This window comes from Pseudomonas wuhanensis (assembly GCF_030687395.1).
Lineage (GTDB): Bacteria > Pseudomonadota > Gammaproteobacteria > Pseudomonadales > Pseudomonadaceae > Aquipseudomonas > Aquipseudomonas wuhanensis.
Genome location: NZ_CP117430.1, coordinates 5583793 through 5604493 on the forward strand (window position 1 = coordinate 5583793; position 20701 = coordinate 5604493).

General features: G+C 59.7%; 18 protein-coding genes. 11 read left to right on the forward strand and 7 right to left on the reverse strand.

Annotation, left to right across the window (positions count from 1 at the left end):
• The first annotated feature begins 59 nt into the window (after nucleotides 1-59).
• The 3 genes from PSH88_RS25860 (at nucleotide 60) to PSH88_RS25870 (ending at nucleotide 3113) form a co-directional block, all read left to right on the forward strand.
• A complete protein-coding gene (locus PSH88_RS25860; protein WP_370694718.1) occupies nucleotides 60-788 on the forward strand; it encodes an amino acid ABC transporter ATP-binding protein in 729 nt (242 codons plus the stop codon).
• A 45-nt stretch (nucleotides 789-833) separates the two neighbouring features.
• Nucleotides 834-1667, forward strand: coding sequence for a transporter substrate-binding domain-containing protein (locus PSH88_RS25865; RefSeq protein ID WP_305423476.1), 834 nt, complete (start codon nucleotides 834-836; stop codon nucleotides 1665-1667).
• A gap of 162 nt (nucleotides 1668-1829) precedes the next feature.
• Entirely contained in the window at nucleotides 1830-3113 is a 1284-nt protein-coding gene (locus PSH88_RS25870; protein WP_305483403.1) for an NAD(P)/FAD-dependent oxidoreductase, read from the forward strand.
• Nucleotides 3114-3313: 200 nt separating this feature from the next.
• Here PSH88_RS25870 and trxB read toward each other — a convergent pair whose 3' ends face one another.
• Nucleotides 3314-4270, reverse strand: coding sequence for a thioredoxin-disulfide reductase (trxB, locus tag PSH88_RS25875; RefSeq protein WP_008070552.1), 957 nt, complete (start codon nucleotides 4268-4270; stop codon nucleotides 3314-3316).
• A gap of 315 nt (nucleotides 4271-4585) precedes the next feature.
• On the opposite strand from trxB, the gene cysZ reads away from it, so the two are divergent.
• Both cysZ and PSH88_RS25885 read left to right on the forward strand, forming a co-directional pair.
• Nucleotides 4586-5341 carry a sulfate transporter CysZ gene (gene cysZ / locus PSH88_RS25880; RefSeq protein WP_305423481.1) on the forward strand — a complete coding sequence of 252 codons (756 nt, stop codon included), beginning with the start codon at nucleotides 4586-4588 and terminating at the stop codon, nucleotides 5339-5341.
• Between the two features lie 40 nt (nucleotides 5342-5381).
• Entirely contained in the window at nucleotides 5382-6581 is a 1200-nt protein-coding gene (locus PSH88_RS25885; RefSeq protein ID WP_305423482.1) for a glycosyltransferase family 4 protein, read from the forward strand.
• Between the two features lie 136 nt (nucleotides 6582-6717).
• Here PSH88_RS25885 and PSH88_RS25890 read toward each other — a convergent pair whose 3' ends face one another.
• The 3 genes from PSH88_RS25890 to PSH88_RS25900 all read right to left on the reverse strand — a co-directional run bounded on the left by PSH88_RS25890 (nucleotide 6718) and on the right by PSH88_RS25900 (nucleotide 9123).
• A complete protein-coding gene (locus tag PSH88_RS25890; protein WP_305483404.1) occupies nucleotides 6718-7821 on the reverse strand; it encodes an NADH:flavin oxidoreductase in 1104 nt (367 codons plus the stop codon).
• Between the two features lie 209 nt (nucleotides 7822-8030).
• On the reverse strand, nucleotides 8031-8513 hold the full coding sequence (locus tag PSH88_RS25895; protein WP_305423484.1) for a glutathione peroxidase: 483 nt from the start codon (nucleotides 8511-8513) through the stop codon (nucleotides 8031-8033).
• Nucleotides 8514-8637: 124 nt separating this feature from the next.
• Nucleotides 8638-9123 (reverse strand): FKBP-type peptidyl-prolyl cis-trans isomerase, encoded by a 486-nt coding sequence (locus PSH88_RS25900; protein WP_007942189.1) that lies wholly within the window; start codon nucleotides 9121-9123, stop codon nucleotides 8638-8640.
• Here PSH88_RS25900 and PSH88_RS25905 point away from each other — a divergent pair.
• Genes PSH88_RS25905 through yihG form a run of 3 tightly spaced genes read left to right on the forward strand, consistent with a single transcriptional unit; the run spans nucleotide 9092 to nucleotide 12498 of the window.
• Complete coding sequence (locus PSH88_RS25905; protein WP_305423486.1) at nucleotides 9092-9430, forward strand: DUF3565 domain-containing protein; 339 nt, start codon at nucleotides 9092-9094, stop codon at nucleotides 9428-9430. The two genes, PSH88_RS25900 and PSH88_RS25905, sit on opposite strands and share 32 nt — an antisense overlap.
• 59 nt (nucleotides 9431-9489) lie before the next feature.
• Nucleotides 9490-11589, forward strand: coding sequence for a phosphate acetyltransferase (pta, locus tag PSH88_RS25910; RefSeq protein ID WP_305423488.1), 2100 nt, complete (start codon nucleotides 9490-9492; stop codon nucleotides 11587-11589).
• The gene (yihG, locus tag PSH88_RS25915; protein WP_305423490.1) at nucleotides 11590-12498 is read left to right on the forward strand and encodes a 1-acylglycerol-3-phosphate O-acyltransferase, YihG family; all 909 of its coding nucleotides are present in this window, start codon (nucleotides 11590-11592) and stop codon (nucleotides 12496-12498) included. It begins immediately after the preceding gene.
• Between the two features lie 181 nt (nucleotides 12499-12679).
• Here yihG and cysN read toward each other — a convergent pair whose 3' ends face one another.
• From cysN to PSH88_RS25930, 3 genes are all read right to left on the reverse strand, one after another.
• Nucleotides 12680-14578, reverse strand: a complete 1899-nt coding sequence (gene cysN, locus PSH88_RS25920) for a sulfate adenylyltransferase subunit CysN (protein ID WP_305423492.1) — start codon at nucleotides 14576-14578, stop codon at nucleotides 12680-12682.
• Nucleotides 14579-14587: 9 nt separating this feature from the next.
• Nucleotides 14588-15505, reverse strand: a complete 918-nt coding sequence (gene cysD, locus PSH88_RS25925) for a sulfate adenylyltransferase subunit CysD (RefSeq protein ID WP_008008639.1) — start codon at nucleotides 15503-15505, stop codon at nucleotides 14588-14590.
• Nucleotides 15506-15651: 146 nt separating this feature from the next.
• Nucleotides 15652-16410: a Nif3-like dinuclear metal center hexameric protein gene (locus PSH88_RS25930; protein WP_008008638.1), complete on the reverse strand. Its 759-nt coding sequence runs from the start codon at nucleotides 16408-16410 to the stop codon at nucleotides 15652-15654.
• Between the two features lie 102 nt (nucleotides 16411-16512).
• Here PSH88_RS25930 and algW point away from each other — a divergent pair, with 102 nt between their 5' ends.
• The 3 genes from algW to PSH88_RS25945 all read left to right on the forward strand — a co-directional run bounded on the left by algW (nucleotide 16513) and on the right by PSH88_RS25945 (nucleotide 20634).
• Complete coding sequence (algW, locus tag PSH88_RS25935) at nucleotides 16513-17673, forward strand: Do family serine endopeptidase AlgW (RefSeq protein WP_305423494.1); 1161 nt, start codon at nucleotides 16513-16515, stop codon at nucleotides 17671-17673.
• A 110-nt stretch (nucleotides 17674-17783) separates the two neighbouring features.
• Nucleotides 17784-19889: a TonB-dependent siderophore receptor gene (locus PSH88_RS25940; RefSeq protein ID WP_305423496.1), complete on the forward strand. Its 2106-nt coding sequence runs from the start codon at nucleotides 17784-17786 to the stop codon at nucleotides 19887-19889.
• A gap of 13 nt (nucleotides 19890-19902) precedes the next feature.
• Entirely contained in the window at nucleotides 19903-20634 is a 732-nt protein-coding gene (locus PSH88_RS25945; RefSeq protein WP_305423497.1) for a DUF4198 domain-containing protein, read from the forward strand.
• Nucleotides 20635-20701 lie beyond the last annotated feature (67 nt).

Here is a 20701-nt window from a genome sequence, read left to right on the forward strand (position 1 = left end):
CTCGAACCAATACCGCTGAACGACTCGACCTGGCACCTGCTGCGCAGACCAGCCCCTCGATGATTTCCATCACTGGCCTGAACAAGTGGTATGGCAATTTTCACGCCTTGCGCGATGTCGACCTGAACGTCGCCACGGGTGAAATTCTGGTGGTGTGCGGGCCATCGGGCTCGGGCAAGTCGACGATGATTCGTTGCATCAACCACCTGGAGAACTTCCAGAAAGGCCACATTCAAGTCAACGGCATCACCCTCACCAGCGAGGCAGACAGTGTCAGTGCCGTACGCCGGGAGATCGGCATGGTGTTCCAGAGTTTCAACCTGTTCCCGCACTTGAGCGTGATGGACAACCTGACCCTGGCCCCGCAACTGGTGCAAGGCGTGTCGTCTGCCGAGGCGAAAAAGCGCGCACAGGTTTATCTGGAGCGCGTGCGAATTGCCGAGCATGCGCACAAATACCCGTCGCAATTGTCCGGCGGTCAGCAGCAGCGAGTGGCGATTGCGCGAGCGCTGTGCATGAACCCCAAAGTCATGTTGTTCGACGAGCCGACCTCGGCGCTGGACCCGGAAATGGTCCACGAAGTGCTGGACGTGATGGGCGAGTTGGCCACCGACGGCATGACCATGATTTGCGTGACCCACGAAATGGGTTTTGCCAGCAAGGTCGCCGACCGCGTGCTGTTCATGGACCAGGGCCAGGTCATCGAACAAGCCACCCCTGACGAATTTTTCAACAACCCGCAGACCGAACGCGCGCAGCAATTCCTGTCGCAAATCATCGGTCACTGAGAACTGCTTTACCCCGCATAACAATAACGAGAAGTGGAGATGAACATGCTCAGTAAAAAACACGTACTAACTCTCGCAGCCACCCTGTCGCTGTTGTTCGTCGGCGCCGCCAACGCCGGAGCCGTACTGGACAAAATCCAAAGCAGCAAAACCATGACCGTCGCCACTTCGGCAACCTGGCCACCCCAGGGTTTTATCAACGACAAGAATGAAATCGACGGGTTCGACATCGACGTTTCCAAGGAGATCGCCAAGCGTCTCGGCGTCTCGGTCAAGTTCATCACCCCCGACTGGGACGTGATCACCGCCGGCAAGTGGAACGGGCGCTGGGACATGTCCGTGGGCTCGATGACCGCCACCAAAAGTCGCGCACGGATCCTCGACTTTCCCGCGACCTATTACTACGTGCCCTACGTGTTTGCAGTTCACAACAAATCCACACTCACCGACCACAAAGCCCTCAATGGCAAGACGATCGGTGTCGAAGGCGGCACCACTTCCGAGGATTACCTGAACCAGGCGCTGGCCATCGAAGCGACGGACATGCCGCCCGTCGCCTACGACGTACAGACCAAAAAGGTGAAGACCTATGCCGGTTCCCTCGGGCCGCTGGATGACTTGCGCCTGGGCGATGGCGTTCGGCTCGATGGCATCCTCACTCAGCGCAGCACGCTGGAAGCTGCCATCAAGAAGAATTATCCGCTGCGGGCTGTCGACAACGGTGTGGTGTTCTACGAACCACTGGCCGTCGCCACCGACAAGGGTGACCCGGAGTTGAAAGCCAAACTCGGTGAAATCATCGGCGCGATGCACAAGGACGGGACGCTGACCAAGCTGTCGACCAAGTGGTACGGCGTGGACTACTCGACGGTCAAGTAACCGACCTCGATCACACCGCCCACCTGTGGGAGCGAGCCTGCTCGCGATGAGGCCATAACATTCAGTATCAATGTTGAATGTTCGACCGCCATCGCGAGCAGGCTCGCTCCCACAAAAGCCAGGCGTTCGCTTCATTGACCGGCAACTTGTCAAGGATTCAGCATGTCCTTCCCCACCACCTGGTACTCCCAAACCTCGTTGCCCCGCGCGGCCAGGTCCGAACTGAATACTCACGAAACCTGCGACGTCTGCATCATCGGCGCCGGGATCGCGGGCCTTACCGCCGCCCTGGAACTGACCCGGCGCGGTAAACGCGTGGTCATCCTCGAAGCCCATCAAGTCGCTTGGGGCGCGTCTGGTCGCAATGGCGGCGTGGTCTCGCCGGGTTGGGCTGAAGGGTCCGGGGCGATCCGCAAAAAACTTGGACTGGAACAGGCCAGGGCGCTGTTTAAAATGTCCGTCGAAGGCGTGGAAATAGTGCGGCACAACATCGCCGAACTGGCTCTGACCGGCTGCGATCCGTCCGCTGGCACGATTCGAGTCAAGCGTTACGACGACAGCGCTGGCGTGAAAAACCACATCGACACTATGCGCCGCGACTTCGGCTATGAACTCAACTACCTCGACACCGCCCAGGTTCGCGAACGGGCCCACACCCCGCGCTATTTCCAGGGCATCGAGGACCCGAACGCCTTGCACTTTCATCCGCTGAATTATTGCCTGGGCCTGGCCCTCGCCATCGAAGCGGCTGGAGGCAGGATTTTCGAACACTCAAAAATGCTGGCCTGGCGTCGCGAGGGCACCGATAAAATTGTCCAGACTGCTCACGGCTCCGTGCGCTGCCAGGACCTGGTGTTCTGCGCCGGCGGTTACGGCGGCCCGGAATTGCAGAAACTCAGCCGCGCCTACCTGCCCATCGCTACCTACGTGGTACTCACCGAACACCTGGGCGACTCGATCAAAAACGTCCTCGATTCCGGCGCCGCCTTCTCCGATGATCGCCGCGCTTCGGACTACTACCGTGTGGTCGAAGGCGACCGCCTGCTCTGGGGCGGACGCATCACCACCCGCAACGAACAGAATGAAAAGGCCTTGGCGGCCATGCTCAAGGCGGACATGGTCTCGGTGTATCCACAACTGGCGCCGGTAAAAATCGAACTGGCCTGGTCGGGCCTGATGGGCTATTCCACCAACAAAATGCCTAACCTGGGGCTGTTGGAACCGGGCGTCTGGGCCTGTACCTCGTTTGGTGGCCATGGTCTGAATACCGGTTCGATTGGTGGCAGGGTCATTGCCGAAGCCGTGTGCGGGGAAAGTGCGCGGTATCAGTTGTTCAAACCGTATCTGCTGGACTGGAATGGTGGGCCGTTCGGGCGGGTTGCAGCCAATGCCATCTACCAGTCGTTGAAGGTCATGGATTTTGTTCAGGAACGGTTTCGCGGTTGATCGCAATCGACTTCGGGTAACACAAAAACCTGTGGGAGCTGGCTTGCCTGCGATAGCGGTGTATCAGTCGACATCAATGTTGAATGATCAATTGCTATCGCGGGCAAGCCACGCTCCCACAGGTTTTTTGATCAGCCTCTAAATCGTGGGCACAAAAAAACCGGCCGAAGCCGGTTTTTTTGCTTTCTACGAAATCAGAATCAAGCGTTCTGCAGATCGTCGAGGTAGCGCTCGGCATCCAGTGCCGCCATGCAACCGGCGCCGGCCGAGGTGATGGCTTGACGGTAAACGTGGTCAGCCACGTCACCGGCGGCGAAGATGCCTTCGAGGTTGGTTGCAGTGGCGTTGCCGTCACGGCCGCCCTGCACAACCAGGTAGCCGTCTTTCAACGTCAGCTGGCCTTCGAACAACGAAGTGTTCGGGGTGTGGCCGATGGCGATGAACACGCCGTCGACTTTCAGCTCGTCGAAGCTGCCGTCGTTGTTCTTCAGGCGAGCACCGGTCACGCCCATGTTGTCGCCCAGCACTTCGTCCAGGGTCGAGTTCAGCTTCAGGACGATCTTGCCTTCGGCAACCCGGGCATTGAGCTTGTCGATCAGGATCTTCTCGGCGCGGAACGTTTCGCGACGGTGGATCAAGGTTACGGTGCTGGCGATGTTGGCCAGGTACAGGGCTTCTTCCACAGCCGTATTACCGCCACCCACCACAGCCACTGGCTTGTTGCGATAGAAGAAACCGTCGCAGGTCGCGCAGGCCGAAACGCCTTTGCCCATGAACGTTTCTTCCGACGGCAGGCCCAGGTAACGAGCGCTGGCGCCGGTGGCGATGATCAGTGCGTCGCAGGTGTAAGTCGCGCTGTCGCCAATCAGGGTGTAGGGCTTGGCGGCGAAGTCCACGGCATTGATGTGATCGAACACGATCTCGGTTTCAAAGCGCTCGGCGTGCTCTTTCATTCGCTCCATCAGCGCCGGGCCGGTCAGGCCGTGGACGTCGCCCGGCCAGTTGTCGACTTCGGTGGTGGTGGTCAGTTGACCGCCGGCCTGCATGCCAGTGATCAGCAGTGGCTTGAGGTTGGCACGGGCGGCATAGACCGCGGCGCTGTAACCGGCAGGGCCGGAACCGAGAATAATCACTCGCGAATGACGAACTTCAGACATGACCTGCTCCTGTTGACCGGGCCCGAAACACTGGGCGCGGAACGCCGGATTGCCGGCGGGAATAAAAAAGGACCGTTGAAAGCACTTGGGGAAGGCTTGGGCTCGACAGTCCTGTAAAAGAATGGGTGCAGCGTATCGAGGTGGCGAAGATTAAGGAAATACGGTTTAACAATCCAGCTCATAGGCGGTCTCTATCCCATCGAGGTGAATACATAGACGCCTTTGTTACAGTTAATGTCGATGCCGCTACCGCGCTTTCGCCCGTCAGGCAAAGCCGGTAAGGTCGGCGCGTTTACCCTTTGCTCGGAGCACGTTATGCCCGCCCCCGTTCTGTCTGGCCCGCAATACCTGCGCGAGGGCCTCAAGCTGGTCCTGAGCCCAAGCCTGCGCTTGTTCGTGTTATTGCCGCTGGCGATCAACCTGGTGCTGTTCGTCGGATTGATCTATCTGGCCGGCCATCAGTTCAGTATGTGGGTCGATACGCTGATGCCGTCCCTGCCCGATTGGCTGAACTTCCTCAGCTACATCCTCTGGCCGATATTCGTCGTGTTGGTGGTGTTGATGGTGTTCTTCACCTTCACCATGCTGGCCAACGTCATCGCCGCGCCATTCAATGGCTTCCTCGCGGAGAAAGTCGAAGTGGTGGTGCGCGGCACCGACGACTTCCCGGCCTTCAGCTGGGGCGAACTGATCGCCATGATCCCTCGCACCCTGTCCCGGGAAATGCGCAAACTCGGCTACTTCCTGCCCAGGGCCATCGGGCTGTTCATCCTGTCGTTCATCCCGGTGGTCAACATCATCGCCGCGCCGCTGTGGCTGTTGTTCGGGGTGTGGATGATGGCGATCCAGTACATCGACTACCCGGCGGATAACCACAAACTCGGCTGGAACGAAATGCTCGCCTGGCTGCGGCAGAAACGCTGGCAGAGCCTCGGCTTCGGCGGGAGCGTGTATCTGGTGTTGTTGATTCCGGTGGTCAACATTCTGATGATGCCGGCGGCCGTGGCTGGGGCAACGCTGTTCTGGGTGCGTGAGCGTGGCGCGGAAAATCTGGTGGCAGAGCGCCGTTAATCGCGTCATAAATCCATCATCCCACCGTCACAATGACGACATGGCCTCAGCCGACACTGAGGTCATGACGACAACTCTGCATATCACCCTGATCACCGAAACCTTCCCTCCGGAAATCAACGGCGTGGCCAATACCCTTGGCCGCTTGTTCGACGGTTTGCGCGCGCGTGGGCATCAGGTCGAGTTGGTGCGGCCACGTCAGGGTGGCGACCCACTCATGGGCAGCAACGATGAGTTGCTGTTGTGTCGAGGCTGGCCGTTGCCGGGTTATCCTGGCCTGCAATGGGGTCAGTCGTCGATGCACAAGCTGCTGCGGCGCTGGAAACGGCATCGCCCGGACGTGTTGTACATCGCCACCGAAGGACCGCTGGGGTTGTCGGCGTTGCGCGCGGCACGGCGCTTGGGGATTTCGGTGGTCAGCGGCTTTCATACCAATTTTCAGCAGTACTCCAGCCAGTACGGCCTCGGGCTGCTGACGCGCTTACTGACTCACTACCTGCGCTGGTTTCACAACCGCTCGACCCTGACCCTGGTGCCCAGCGCCAGCCAGCGACTGGAACTGGAACGCCGCAGTTTCGAGCGCTTGGCGCTGCTCTCTCGAGGCGTCGACAGCCAGTTGTTTCATCCAGCCAAACGGTTGAAGCCACTGCGAGAGCAATGGGGACTGGCCGAGGATGATATTGCTTTCATCCACGTAGGACGTCTGGCCCAGGAGAAGAATCTTGGCTTGCTCAAGCGCAGCTTCGACACGCTGAAAATGACTTATCCACAGCGAAAAATGAAATTGATTGTGGTCGGTGATGGTCCGCAACGATCGATGCTGGAGAAGGAATTGCCCGAAGCGATTTTCTGCGGCTCACAACGCGGCGAAGCCTTGGCCAGTCACTATGCGTCGGGGGATGTTTTTCTATTTCCGAGCCTGACCGAAACCTTCGGCAATGTGGTGCTTGAGGCATTGGCCTCGGGGCTGGGGGTGGTGGCGTACGATCAAGCGGCGGCGGCCCAGCATATTCGCCATGGCTACAACGGCGTACTGGCCATGCCCGGGGATGAAGAGGCGTTCTGCGATGCGGCACGCTGGCTGCTGGAGGAGCGCGAAACCTTGCGCTGCGTACGTCTTAATGCGCGCCAGCATGCGAGTCGTCAGGGGTGGGCGGCGATTATCGAGCAGTTTGAGGGGCAGTTGCGCGGGGCTTGTGTTGGGGAGTTGGCGATTCCGAATGCGCCGACCGTCCCCTGAGATCTTTAGTTATGTTGAGTCAGTCTTCGCGGGCAAGCCCGCTCCCACAGTGTTGCGGGGTGTTCACAGATCATGTGACCGCCACAAAACCTTGTGGGAGCGGGCTTGCCCGCGAAGGGGCCCTTCCAGACTCTACTTAAACCAGCGTCATCAACGCCTCACGGCTGAACGGCAGAATGTCCTGTTCACGACCGTCCCGCACTTTCTGCGCCCAGTCCGGGTCCACCAGCAACGCACGGCCCACTGCCACCAGATCGAACTCATCGTTGTTCAAACGCTCCAGCAGTTTTTCCAGGCTGGCCGGCTGCGCGATCTTGTCGGTGTTGACCATGAATTGCAGGAACTCGCCGTCCAGGCCGACGCTACCGACGGTGATGGTTGGCTTGCCGGTGAGCTTGCGAGTCCAGCCTGCCAGGTTGAGTTCGGAACCATCAAATTCCGGCTCCCAGAAACGCCGCGTCGAGCAGTGGAAAATGTCCACGCCGGCGTCGGACAATGGCTTGAGGAACTCACCCAAGGCTTCCGGGGTTTGCACCAAACGCGCGGTGTAGTCCTGCTGCTTCCACTGGGAGAAACGGAAGATGATCGGAAAACCCTCACCGACCGCTGCACGCACCGCCTGAATCAGTTCGATGGCGAAGCGCGAACGGTTCGCCAGGCTGCCACCGTATTCGTCAGTGCGCTGATTGCTGCCTTCCCAGAAAAACTGGTCCACCAGATAACCGTGGGCACCGTGGATTTCCACGCCGTCCATGCCGATGCTCTGAGCATCCTTGGCGGCTTGGGCGAACGCGGCAATCACGTCCTGGATATCTTCCTTGGTCATGCCGTGAACCACGACCTGACCGTCCTTCAATTTTTCTGACGGGCCGTAACCCGGCACGCTGGCATCCGGCTCGGTACCGATGCGGCGAACGCTGCCCACATGCCACAGCTGCGGAACGATCTTGCCGCCTTCGGCATGCACCGCATCGACGACTTTCTTCCAGCCGGCCAATGCCGCGTCACCATAGAAGTGCGGCACGTTCGGATAGCCGTTGGAGGCCTTGTGACCGACGGTGGTGCCTTCGGTAATGATCAGCCCAACCCCGGCAGCGGCGCGACGACGGTAGTACTCGATCACTTTGGAATTGGGCACCCCGCCCGGCGAAAACGAGCGGGTCATCGGCGCCATGACGACGCGGGTCGGCAGTTCGAGAGCACCGAGGTGAAAGGGCTTGAACAGGGCTTTGACGGGCATGGGACGCTCCACGGGGACATAAACTATATGACGCCGATAATATGGAGAGTATCCAGCCTTGAACAGCACTATTGATTTGGGTGATTAAGAGTCAAAAGACAGAACGGATTGTAGGAGCGAGGCTTGCCCGCGAAGGCGTCATGTCTGTCAGCAATGATGTCGACTGACATGACGCCTTCGCGGGCAAGCCTCGCTCCTACAAGGGGACATCAGCTCAACGCTTTTTCGATAGCCTGGATCACAGAAGGATCATCCGGCGCCGTACGCGGCGAGAACCGCGCCAATACGCGACCGTCCTTGCCCAGCAGAAATTTTTCGAAGTTCCAGGTGATGTCGCCCGGGAATTCCGCGCCCTCACCCGCCAGCAGACGATACAGCTGATGACGATCGTGACCGTTGACTTCCAGCTTGCTGGACAACGGAAAGCTCACGCCATAGTTGAGGCTGCAAAACTCCTGGATCTCTTTCTCCGTGCCCGGTTCCTGCCCGGCAAACTGGTTGCACGGCAAGCCCAGCACACTGAACCCCTTGTCCTTGTATTGCTGGTAGAGGTTTTCCAGCGCCGCGTATTGTGGGGTCAAGCCACATTTGGAGGCGACGTTGACCACCAGCACGACACGCCCCTTGAAGGGCGCCAGAGGTAGCTCCTGACCATCCAGGGCTGTCAGTTTAAGGTCGTGAAAAGCACTCATGACGAACTCCAAATTCCTGTGTTCTTCTCAAAACAGCCACTTGGCGGTGCCACCAGAGGACAGCCGCGGACTAAAAAGGCGCCCTAGGGCGCCTCTCCAGTTCTCGAAAGCTTAGCGCAGAAAATCAGTGGTGATGGCCACCTTCGCCATGGACGTGACCATGAGCGATTTCTTCCTGGCTGGCATCACGGATGGCAACGATCTTGACCTGGAAATTCAGGCGCTGACCGGCCAACGGGTGGTTGCCGTCGACGGTGACATCGTCGCCGTCCAGATCGCGAATGGTGACGATCTGCATCTGGCCGTCCGGAGCGGAAGCGTGGAACTGCATGCCCACTTCCAGCTCGTCAACGCCTTCGAACATGCTGCGGCTCAGGGTGCTGACCAGTTCGGCAGCGTATTCGCCGTAGGCATCTTCAGGTTCTACGGCGACAGTCAGTTCGTCACCGACTGCTTTGCCTTCCAGTGCCTTTTCCAGGCCCGGAATGATGTTACCCGCGCCTTGCAGGTAGACCAGCGGCGCGCCGCCGGCGGAGCTGTCGATGACCTCACCAGCGTCGTTGGTCAGGGTATAGTCGATGGAGACAGCCTTATTGGCGGCGATCAGCATGGGGCGAGACCTTTTGCATAAGAAAGATGAATGTCCAAGTTTAGCGAAGCAATCGCCCGAAAGCGAACACAACCCGGACAGACGGGGCGCGACGAAAGCCTCGACCGTCACAGGCTTTCATCAGGACGAGGATGGCCACTGGGTAGCCGAGCTTTCCTGCGGCCATACTCAACACCTGCGGCACCAACCCCCGTGGCAATCCCGGGCCTGGGTGCTGGACCCTTCGCTGCGCAATGAGAAAATAGGCCAGTCCTTTGATTGCGGATGGTGCGCACAAGGCTCGGTTAGCGATAACCTTGGCGACTGATTTGGGCAGATCGTCAGTTATAGATGATCGCCACTGCCATGCACCTCTAGAGAATTCGCATGCAAACTTTTTTTATCGCGCCCACCGATTTTGGTGTGGGTCTGACCTCCATCAGCCTCGGGCTGGTGCGCACCCTTGAGCGGGCCGGCCTGAAAGTCGGCTTTTTCAAACCGATTGCCCAGCCGCACCCGGGCGACACAGGCCCTGAACGCTCCACTGAACTGGTGGCCCGCACCCACGGCTTGAAACCGCCTCAGCCGCTTGGCCTGGCCCACGTTGAGCGGATGCTCGGCGACGGTCAGCTGGACGAACTGCTTGAAGAAATCATCACCCTTTATCAGCAAGCCGCTGTCGGCAAAGACGTGCTGATCGTCGAAGGCATGGTCCCGACCCGCAGCGCCAGTTACGCGGCGCGGGTCAACCTGCATTTGGCCAAGAGCCTCGACGCCGATGTGATTCTGGTCTCGGCACCGGAAAACGAAGTGCTGACCGAATTGTCCGGCCGGGTGGAGTTGCAGGCGCAATTGTTCGGCGGGCCGAAAGACCCGAAAGTCCTGGGCGTGATCCTCAACAAGGTCAAGACTGACGAAAGCATGGAGGCCTTCGCCTCGCGCCTGAAGGAACACTCGCCATTGCTGCGCAGTGGCGACTTCCGCCTGCTCGGCTGCATCCCGTATCAACCGGAACTGAACGCACCGCGCACCCGCGACGTGGCCGACCTGATGGGCGCTCAGGTGCTCAACGCCGGCGACTACGAAACCCGGCGCATGACCAAAATCATTATCTGCGCTCGTACCATGCGCAACACCGTGGAGCTGCTCAAACCCGGTGTGCTGGTGGTAACCCCCGGCGATCGCGACGACATCATCCTCGCCGTCAGCCTCGCGGCGATGAACGGCGTGCCTTTGGCCGGCCTGTTGCTGACCAGCGACACCCTGCCCGACCCGCGCATCATGGATTTGTGTCGTGGCGCCTTACAAGCCGGCTTGCCGGTGTTGTCGGTCAGTACGGGTTCCTACGACACCGCCAACCAGTTGAACGGCTTGAACAAGGAAATCCCGATCGACGACCGCGAACGTGCGGAAATCATCACCGATTTCGTCGCCAGCCACCTCGACGCCAACTGGCTGCACCAGCGCTGCGGCACGCCACGGGAAATGCGCCTGTCCCCAGCTGTGTTCCGTTATCAACTGATCCAGCGCGCCCAGGCCGCCAACAAGCGCATCGTGTTGCCCGAAGGCAGCGAGCCGCTGACCGTGCAGGCCGCAGCTATTTGTCAGGCCCGCGGCATTGCCCGCTGCGTGTTGCTGGCCAAACCGGCGGACGTCGAAGCCGTGGCCCGCGCCCAAGGCATCGAGTTGCCGCCGGGGCTGGAAATCCTCGACCCGGACCTGATTCGCGAGCGTTACGTCGAGCCGATGGTTGCGCTGCGCAAAACTAAAAGCCTCAACGCGCCGATGGCCGAGCAGCAACTGGAAGACACCGTGGTGATCGGCACCATGATGCTGGCGCTGGATGAAGTCGACGGGCTGGTGTCCGGGGTCATTCACTCCACCGCCAACACCATCCGCCCGGCGCTGCAGCTTATTAAAACGGCGCCGGGCTGCACGCTGGTGTCATCGGTGTTCTTCATGCTGTTTCCGGAAGAAGTGCTGGTTTACGGCGACTGCGTGATGAACCCGCACCCTAGCGCCAGCGAACTGGCCGAGATCGCCTTGCAAAGCGCCGATTCGGCAGCGGCGTTCGGCATCACTCCGCGCGTGGCGATGATCAGCTACTCCAGTGGCGAGTCGGCCAGTGGTGAAGAAGTCGAGAAGGTTCGCGAGGCCACCTTGCTCGCCCACGAACAGCAACACTCGCTGTTGATCGACGGCCCGTTGCAGTACGACGCCGCCGCCAACGAAACCGTGGCCCGACAACTGGCGCCGAACAGTCAGGTGGCCGGTCGTGCCACGGTGTTTGTGTTCCCCGACCTGAACACCGGCAACACCACCCACAAAGCCGTGCAGCGCAGCGCCGACTGCGTCAGCCTCGGGCCGATGCTGCAAGGCCTGCGCAAACCGGTGAATGATCTGCCGCGCGGCGCGCAGGTCGACGACATCGTGTACACCATCGCGTTGACCGCGATCCAAGCTGCCAACCGACCTATGGATCTTTAAATGCTGGATTTTCTACCTGCCCCCCTGCGCGGTGTAATCGCCTCGCTGTTGTTGGCGCTGAACACGATTGCCTGCTGCACGCCGCTGTTCGTGGTGGCGATTTTCAAACTGCTGCTGCCCTTCCCCGCCGCCCAGCGTTTCACCGACTGGCTGATGGGCCACATCCACGAAACCTGGATCAGCAACAACAAGGCCTGGATGGACCTGCTCGGGCATACGCGCTGGCAGCTCAGCGGGCTGGAAGGCCTGGACTATCAGCACTCGTACCTGATCACCAGCAACCACCAGAGCTGGGTCGACATCATGGTGTTGCAGTACGTGCTCAATCGGCGCATCCGCCCGCTGAAGTTCTTCCTCAAACAGCAACTGATCTGGGTGCCGGTAATTGGTCTGGCGTGGTGGGCACTCGGTTTTCCTTTCATGAAACGTTACTCCAAGGCCTATCTGGAGAAGCATCCAGAGAAGAAAGGCAAAGATCTGGAAACCACCCGCAAGACCTGCGACAAGTTCCGCGATAACCCGGTGGGGATTTTCAACTTCGTCGAAGGCACGCGCTTCACCGAGGGCAAACACGCCCAACAGAGCTCACCGTTCCGCTACCTGCTCAAGCCAAAAGCCGGCGGTATTGCCTTCGTGCTGGATGCCATGGGCGACCAACTGGAAGCCATCGTCAACGTGACCATTCACTATCCGGCCGGGCGTCCGGGTTATTGGGATTTGCTCTGTGGGAACGTGAGGGATGTGGTGGTGCACTTTCAGGAACTGAAGATTCCACCGCAGTTCGTCGGCAAAAACTACGATCAGGATGGGGTGTATCGCCTGGAGTTTCAGGGTTGGATCAATCAGCTCTGGAATGACAAGGATGCGCTGCTGGGGCAGATGCACCGTGAGTACACCGCCAAGGTTTGAGGTGCCTGTACCGGCGCCATCGCGGGCAAGCCCGCTCCCACAGTGGTTCTCTGTGGAACGCAAATTTTGTGTTCACTAAAGATCCCTGTGGGAGCGGGCTTGCCCGCGATGGCGATTTCAAGGACACAAAAAAACCCGCAGACGATCACTCGTCCGCGGGTTTTTCATTTGCAGCTAACGCTTAGATCGCGCCACGCTTGCGCAGCAGATCCAGCACTTGCTTGACGCTTTCTTCCAGCGACAGCGACTGGGTGTCGATCACCAGATCGGCATCCAGCGGCACGTCGTACGGGAAGGATTCGCCCGGGATGTTGTCGCCACCCGCCGCGTACAGACCTTGCGGATCACGCTCGGCACAGACCGTCGGAGAGGCCTGGACGTAGACCGTCAGCAGACGCTCCTTGCCGATCAGGTCCCTGGCCTGCTCACGACCTTCGGCACTCGGTGCAACGAACGCTGCCAAGGTCAACAGACCGGCTTCGTTGAACTGACGCGCAACGTGCGCCGCACGACGCCAGTTTTCAGTACGCCCGGCGCGATCATTTGGCAGACCTTTGTTCAGGTCGTGACGCAGGTTCTGGCCATCGAGCACAAACACCGCGCGGCCCAGGTCGAACAGCTTGCGTTCAACGGCGTAGGCCAGGGTGCTTTTGCCGGCGCCCGACAGGCCGCTGAACAACACGGTGGCCGGTTGCTGGCCAAAGCGCTGGGCACGCTCTTCGGTAGCCACGTGAGCCAGTTTGCCGTGGTGGGTGCTGCTGCCATGCGCCAGCGGCTGAGCGATGATCATGCCGGCCGCAACTGTGCCGTTGGTCAGTCGATCGATGACGATGAACGAACCGGTGGTGCGGTTGCTGTCGTAACCGTCCAGCGCGATGGCTGCGTCGAGGCTGATCTTGACCCGACCGATCTCGTTCAGTTGCAGCGAGCTGGCGGGACCTTCGGCCAAGGTGTTCACGTCCACGCGATTGACGATGCTGGTGATCGAACCCGGCACGTAAGTCGTGGCGCGTTTGATGTCGTACTTCTTGCCCGGCAGCATCGGCTCTTCGGCCATCCACACCAACATGGCGTCGAAGGCGTCGGTCACTTGCGGCTGGTTGTCGGCATGCACCAGCAAGTCACCGCGGGAGATGTCGATTTCGTCTTCCATGGTCAGCGTCACCGCTTGACCAGGACCTGCGTGCTCCAGCTCACCTTCGAAGGTGACAATGGATTTCACGCGGCTGCTCTTGCCCGACGGCAACACAACGACTTCATCGCCCTTGTGCACGATGCCGCTGGCCAGGGTGCCGGCGAAACCACGGAAGTTCAGGTTCGGACGGTTGACGTACTGCACCGGGAAACGCAGGTCGGTGTAGTTGCGGTCGCTGGCGATTTCGACGGTTTCGAGGATTTCCATCAGCGACTGGCCGGTGTACCACGGCGAGCGCTCCGACTTGTTCACCACGTTGTCGCCCTTGAGCGCGGACATCGGCACGAACGCCATGGTGGTCGGCTTGAACGCGATGCCTTCGGCGAACTTCAGGTAATCGGCCTTGATCGACTCGAACACGCTTTCGTCGAAGCCGTTGAGGTCCATCTTGTTGATGGCGACAACGATGTGCTTGATGCCCAGTAACGAGGCAATGAAGCTGTGGCGACGGGTCTGGGTCTGCACGCCGTAACGGGCGTCCACCAGGATGATCGCCAGGTCACAGGTGGAGGCACCGGTGGCCATGTTGCGGGTGTACTGCTCATGGCCGGGGGTGTCGGCGATGATGAATTTGCGTTTGGCGGTGGAGAAATAACGGTAGGCGACATCGATGGTGATGCCTTGCTCACGCTCGGCCTGCAGGCCGTCGACCAGTAACGCCAGGTCGATGTCTTCGCCGGTGGTGCCGACTTTTTTCGAGTCGCGGGTGATGGCTTCCAGGTGATCTTCGTAGATCATTTTGGAGTCGTGCAGCAGGCGCCCGATCAGGGTGCTCTTGCCGTCGTCGACGTTGCCACAGGTCAGAAAGCGCAGCATTTCCTTGCGTTCGTGCTGGCCCAGGTAGGCGAGGATGTCCTCGCTGATCAAATCAGATGCGTGCGACATGACAACCCCTTAGAAATAACCCTGACGTTTCTTTTCTTCCATGGAACCGGCGCCATCGTGATCGATGACTCGGCCCTGGCGTTCGGAAGTTCGCGTCAGGAGCATTTCCTGAATGATGTCGGTCAGGCTGGTGGCCTCGGACTCGACCGCACCGGTCAACGGGTAGTCGCCCAGTGTACGGAAACGGACCTTCTTCTTGACGATGCGTGCCTTGTCTTCATCGCTCAGGTGATTGAGCAGGCGCTCGTCGTCGATCATGATCCAGGTGCCATTCATCTCGATAACGTCGCGTTCAGCGGCGAAATACAGCGGCACGATCGGGATGCCTTCGAGGTAGATGTACTGCCAGATGTCCAGCTCGGTCCAGTTCGACAATGGGAATACGCGGATCGATTCGCCCTTGTTGACCTTGCCGTTGTAGACGTTCCACAACTCGGGACGCTGGTTTTTCGGATCCCAACGGTGCTTGGTGTCACGGAAGGAATACACGCGCTCTTTGGCCCGGGATTTCTCTTCGTCGCGACGGGCGCCACCGAATGCCGCATCGAAGCCGTACTTGTCGAGTGCCTGTTTAAGGCCTTCGGTCTTCATGATGTCAGTGTGCTTGGCACTGCCGTGGGTGAGCGGGTTGATGCCCTGCGCAACACCCTCGGGATTGACGTGCACCAGCAGGTCCAGGCCGAGCTCTTCGACCATGCGGTCGCGGAACGCGTACATTTCCTTGAACTTCCACTGGGTGTCGACGTGCATCACCGGAAACGGAAGTTTGCCCGGGAAGAATGCCTTGCGTGCCAGGTGCAGCATCACGGCGGAGTCTTTACCGACGGAGTACAGCATCACCGGGTTATCGAACTCGGCGGCGACCTCGCGGATGATGTGGATGCTTTCGGCCTCCAGCTGTTTCAGATGCGTCAGTTTGTCGACCATGGCTACTCACGAAAACGATCTTATGGACGGCCTGCGGGCCGTGTTCGAGCGGGGAATCCTAGCACAGCGCCCCCTTCTAATCAGGACGCTGGCTAGATCGAAAGGGTATATGAATATACCCCCTCGTTTGGGCTCCAGCCCTGTAGTCAAATCGGGTTCGGGCAATCGATGAAGATGTGCTCGAGGGCGAAACGTCGCGCCAAGTAATCACCCAAAGCCTGCACACCGTAACGCTCGGTGGCATGGTGGCCGGCGGCGATGAAGCTGATGTCGTTTTCCCGGGCGCTGTGGAACGTCTGCTCGGAGGCCTCGCCGCTGAGGTACAGGTCGACACCGGCCAACACTGCCTGGTCAATGTACCCCTGGCCGCCACCGGTGCACCAGCCGACCCGACGAATCATCTCGCTGCCTTCGATCAGCAACGGCTCGCGCCCCATGACTTCCTGCACGCGCCGGGCGAAATCGCGAGGGGTCATCGGTTCGTTCAACGAGCCGACCAGGCCAACGACTTTCAGATTGTCCGGATCCAGCGGGCCTTCGACGGTGATATCCAGTTGCCGCGCAAGCTGTACGTTGTTGCCGACTTCCGGGTGCAGATCCAGCGGCAAGTGATAAGACAGCAGGCTGATATCGTGCTTGAGCAAGGTTTTCAACCGGCGCTGCTTCATGCCGGTGATGCACGGGTTCTCGCCTTTCCAGAAATAGCCGTGATGTACCAGCACCAGATCGGCCTGGGCCTCTACCGCAGCGTCCAGCAACGCCTGGCTGGCGGTAACACCGCTGACGATGCGCATCACCTGCGGCCGGCCTTCGACCTGCAAACCATTGGGGCAGTAATCGGCGATCTTCGCACTTGCCAGGTAGCGGTCGGCTTCTTCGACCAGGGTGCTCAGGGCGACGGCCATAAAAGACTCCTAAATATCCCGTTCAGAGGCGCGCGCGGCCTCGTATAATGCGCGACATTATGGGCGGTCTCATACCGCCTGCAACCTTTCAGGACGTGCTTAATGCTCAAGGCGCTGCGTTTTTCCGGCTGGCCGCTGTTGGCCGGCGTGCTTATCGCTCTATTGATTATGCAGCGTTACCCGGAGTGGGTCGGGCTACCGAGCCTGGACGTCAATCTGCAGCAAGCCCCGCAAACCCTCGGTCTGCAGCAGGGTCCGGTGTCCTATGCCGACGCGGTGACCACGGCCGCGCCGTCGGTGGTCAATCTGTACACCACCAAAGTGGTCAACAAACCCAGCCATCCGCTGTTCGAAGATCCACAGTTCCGCCGCTTCTTCGGCGACAACTCGCCCAAGCAGAAGCGCATGGAGTCGAGCCTCGGTTCGGGTGTGATCATGAGCCCGGAAGGTTACCTGCTGACCAACAACCATGTGACCAGCGGTGCCGACCAGATCGTGGTGGCGCTCAAGGATGGTCGTGAAACCCTGGCCCGGGTCATCGGCAGCGACCCGGAAACCGACCTCGCGGTGTTGAAGATTGACCTGAAAAACCTGCCGTCGATCACCGTCGGCCGTTCCGACAATATCCGCATCGGCGACGTGGCCCTGGCCATCGGCAACCCGTTCGGCGTCGGCCAGACCGTGACCATGGGCATCATCAGCGCCACCGGGCGCAATCAGCTCGGGCTGAACAACTACGAAGACTTCATCCAGACCGACGCCGCGATCAACCCCGGCAACTCCGGCGGTGCGCTGGTGGACGCCAACGGCAACCTGACCGGCATCAACACAGCGATCTTCTCCAAGTCCGGCGGTTCTCAGGGCATCGGCTTCGCGATCCCGGTCAAATTGGCCATGGAAGTGATGAAGTCGATCATCGAACACGGCCAGGTGATTCGCGGCTGGCTCGGCATCGAAGTACAACCGTTGAGTCAGGAACTGGCGGAATCGTTTGGTCTGTCCGGGCGTCCGGGGATTGTGGTCGCGGGGATTTTCCGTGACGGTCCGGCGCAGAAGGCCGGCCTGCAACTGGGCGACGTGATCCTCAGCATCGACGGTGAACCGGCTGGCGACGGCCGCAAGTCAATGAACCAGGTGGCGCGAATCAAGCCGACCGACAAGGTCACCATTCAGGTGATGCGCAACGGTAAAGAGCTCAAGCTCACGGCAGAAATCGGTCTGCGTCCGCCACCCGCGCCGATCAAGGAAAAAGAAAAAGAGTAAGCCGGTAGGAGCTGCGCCCTCAGCAGCTCCGTAACTCCGAATCTGTTAACAGCAGACATTCTCATTAGGCATGTTATATTGTTTCAATAACACTATTGGAACAACATAACATGTCGTCTCGAACAATGGCTTCCCTCGCAGGTCTGGCCCTCGGTTTGCTGGGGGATCCGGTCTTCGCCGAAGAATCGCAAACCGTTGAACTGGACGCCATCAGCGTCACCTCCGACTACGAATCCCCCACCGGCCCGGTCAAGGGTTACCGCGCCACCCGCTCCTCCAGCGCAACCAAAACCGACACGGCCATTCGCGATATCCCGCAATCGATCAGCGTGATTCCCGTCAGTGTGCTCAAGGATCTGGGCAGCACCAGCGTCGAGCGCGCACTGGAATACGCCGGCGGCGTGTCGAAGCAGAACAACTTCGGCGGCTTGACGCTCTACGAATACAGCGTGCGCGGCTTCACCACTTCGGAGTTTTACAAGGACGGTTTCAGCGCCAACCGCGGTTATCCAAGCACGCCGGACGTGGCCAACATCGAACGCATCGAAGTGCTCAAAGGCCCGGCCGCCAGCCTCTATGGTCGTGGCGATCCGGGCGGTACGGTGAACATCGTCACCAAGAAACCCCAGCCCGAAGCCTTCACCACACTGCAAACCAGCGCCGGCAATTGGGATCGCTATCGCACCGCCGTGGACGTCAACACACCGCTGGATGATGACGGCAATGTCCTGTCCCGGGTGAACCTGGCCGTCGAGGACAACCACAGCTTCCGCGATCACGTCGACAGTCAGCGAGTGTTCGTTGCGCCTTCCTTCAGCTGGCAACTGAACCCGGACACCAGCCTGTTGGTGGAGAGCGAATTCGTACGCCACAGCTCGACATTCGATCGCGGTATCGTCGCGCCGAACAATAAATGGAGCGGCGTCTCCCGTTCGACCTTCCTTGGCGAACCCAACGACGGCAACATCGACAACCACAACAATCTGCTGCAAGCCGCCCTCGAACATCAGCTCAACGACAGCTGGAAACTACGCCTCGCCAGTCATTACAAGGAAGGCAAACTCTGGGGCTTCGCCTCCGAAAATCGTCCCTTGAACGCCGACGGCCACACCGTCAACCGTCGCTACCGCGAACGCGATACCAACTGGCACGACAGCATCACCCAACTCGAACTGCGCGGTTTGTTCGACATCGGCAGCTGGCAACACGAACTGCTGATCGGCAGCGAATACGAGAACTTCCGCAAGAACGAACGGGTCACGACCATTGCCGGCGGCCCGTACGCCATCGATATCTATCGACCGATCTACGGCCAGCCGAAACCCAATGGCGCGCGCTCCGGGACCGACTTCTTCGAGCATGTCGAAAGCCAGGCGCTGAACCTTCAGGACCAGATTGTCTTCACCGACAAACTGCGCGGCATGCTCGGTGCGCGCTTCGAACATTTCGAACAAAGCATCGACGATCACAGTCGCAACGCAACCAGCCGCCAGCGCCATGATGCACTGACCCAACGGGCCGGCCTGCTCTACCAAATGACACCCGAAGTGGGGCTGTTCGCCAACGCCTCCACCTCATTCAAACCGAACAACGGGCTGGACGCCGCCGGTAAATCCTTCGACCCGGAAGAAGGCGTCGGTTATGAAGTCGGGATCAAGAGCGAGCTGTTCGACGACCGCTTGAGCACCACCCTCGCCGCCTTCCATATCGAAAAGGAAAACGTCCTGGCACTCGATCCGAGCACCGACTCCAGCCGCGCCATGGGCAAGGCCCGCAGCCAGGGTGTCGACCTGCAACTCACCGGGCAAGTGACCGACGCCGTGCGAGTGATGGGTGCTTTCGCTTACATCGACGCCGAAGTCACCCAAGGTGACAAGGTGATTCCCACCGGTAGCCGAATTCTCGGCGTGGCCAAACGCAGCGGCAGTCTGTTGGGCGTTTATGAGTTTCAGGATGGCCATTTGCGCGGTTCCGACCTTGGTGCGGCGTTCACCTATGTCGGTGATCGCTCGGGTGAAGCCGGCAGCGATTTCGAACTGCCGGCCTACCACACCGTCGACCTGCTGGCTCATTACAAGGCCAGCGAAAACGTCACCGTGGGCCTGAACCTGAACAACCTTTTCGACGAGAAATACTTCGAGCGCTCCTACAGCAACTACTGGGTCAACCCCGGCGAGCCGCGCAATTTCACTGTCAGCCTGACACTCAATCTGTAAAAGGACGTCCACCATGCAACACTTCAAATCTTTGGCGCTACCCGGCTTGCTGCTCGGTCTGTTAAGCGCCAGTCAAGTCTCGGCCCACGGTCTCTGGACCGAAGAACGTCGCGGCAACATCGAAGTCATCTACGGCCACGGCGCCGAAGACAACGCCTTCAAGGCGCAGAAAATCAGTGGCGCCTGGGCTTATGACGTCGGCGGCAAAATGATCCCGGTGAACGTGCAACGGCTGACCGACCACGCCCGTCTGCAACCGCTGAAACCGCCGGCGGTAGTGGCTGTGGCGCTGAACAATGGCATGTGGTCGCAAACGGCGGATAAAAAATGGATCAACGAAGGGCGCAGCAAAGTACCGGGGGCCATTGAGTCGACCCAAACCTTCAAGTACAGCCTGGCGATATACCAGCCGGGGGCGAAGTTGCCGAAGCTCGATCAGATGAAATTGCTGATTCTGCCGGAGGTTGATCCGCTTACCGTTGGGCCGGGTAAATCGTTGCCGGTTCGAGTGCTATTGGACGGTAAGCCGGCGGCGGGCGTGAAGTTGGTGGGCGACTATCGCAGCGCGCCGAATACCTTGAGCACCGAAACCGACAAGGACGGCCGCGCCCAGGTACTGGTGCGCAATGAAGGGCTGAATGTGATTGCGGCGCAGGTGGAAATCCCGCTAAAAGACAATGCTGATGTAGCGACGCGCGGGCTGTTTACGTCGCTGACATTCGTGGGCGAACCGCATCACGAGTAACACACAAAACCTTGTGGGAGCGTGGCTTGCCCGCGATGGGGACACCGCGGTGCAATAGGTAGACCGC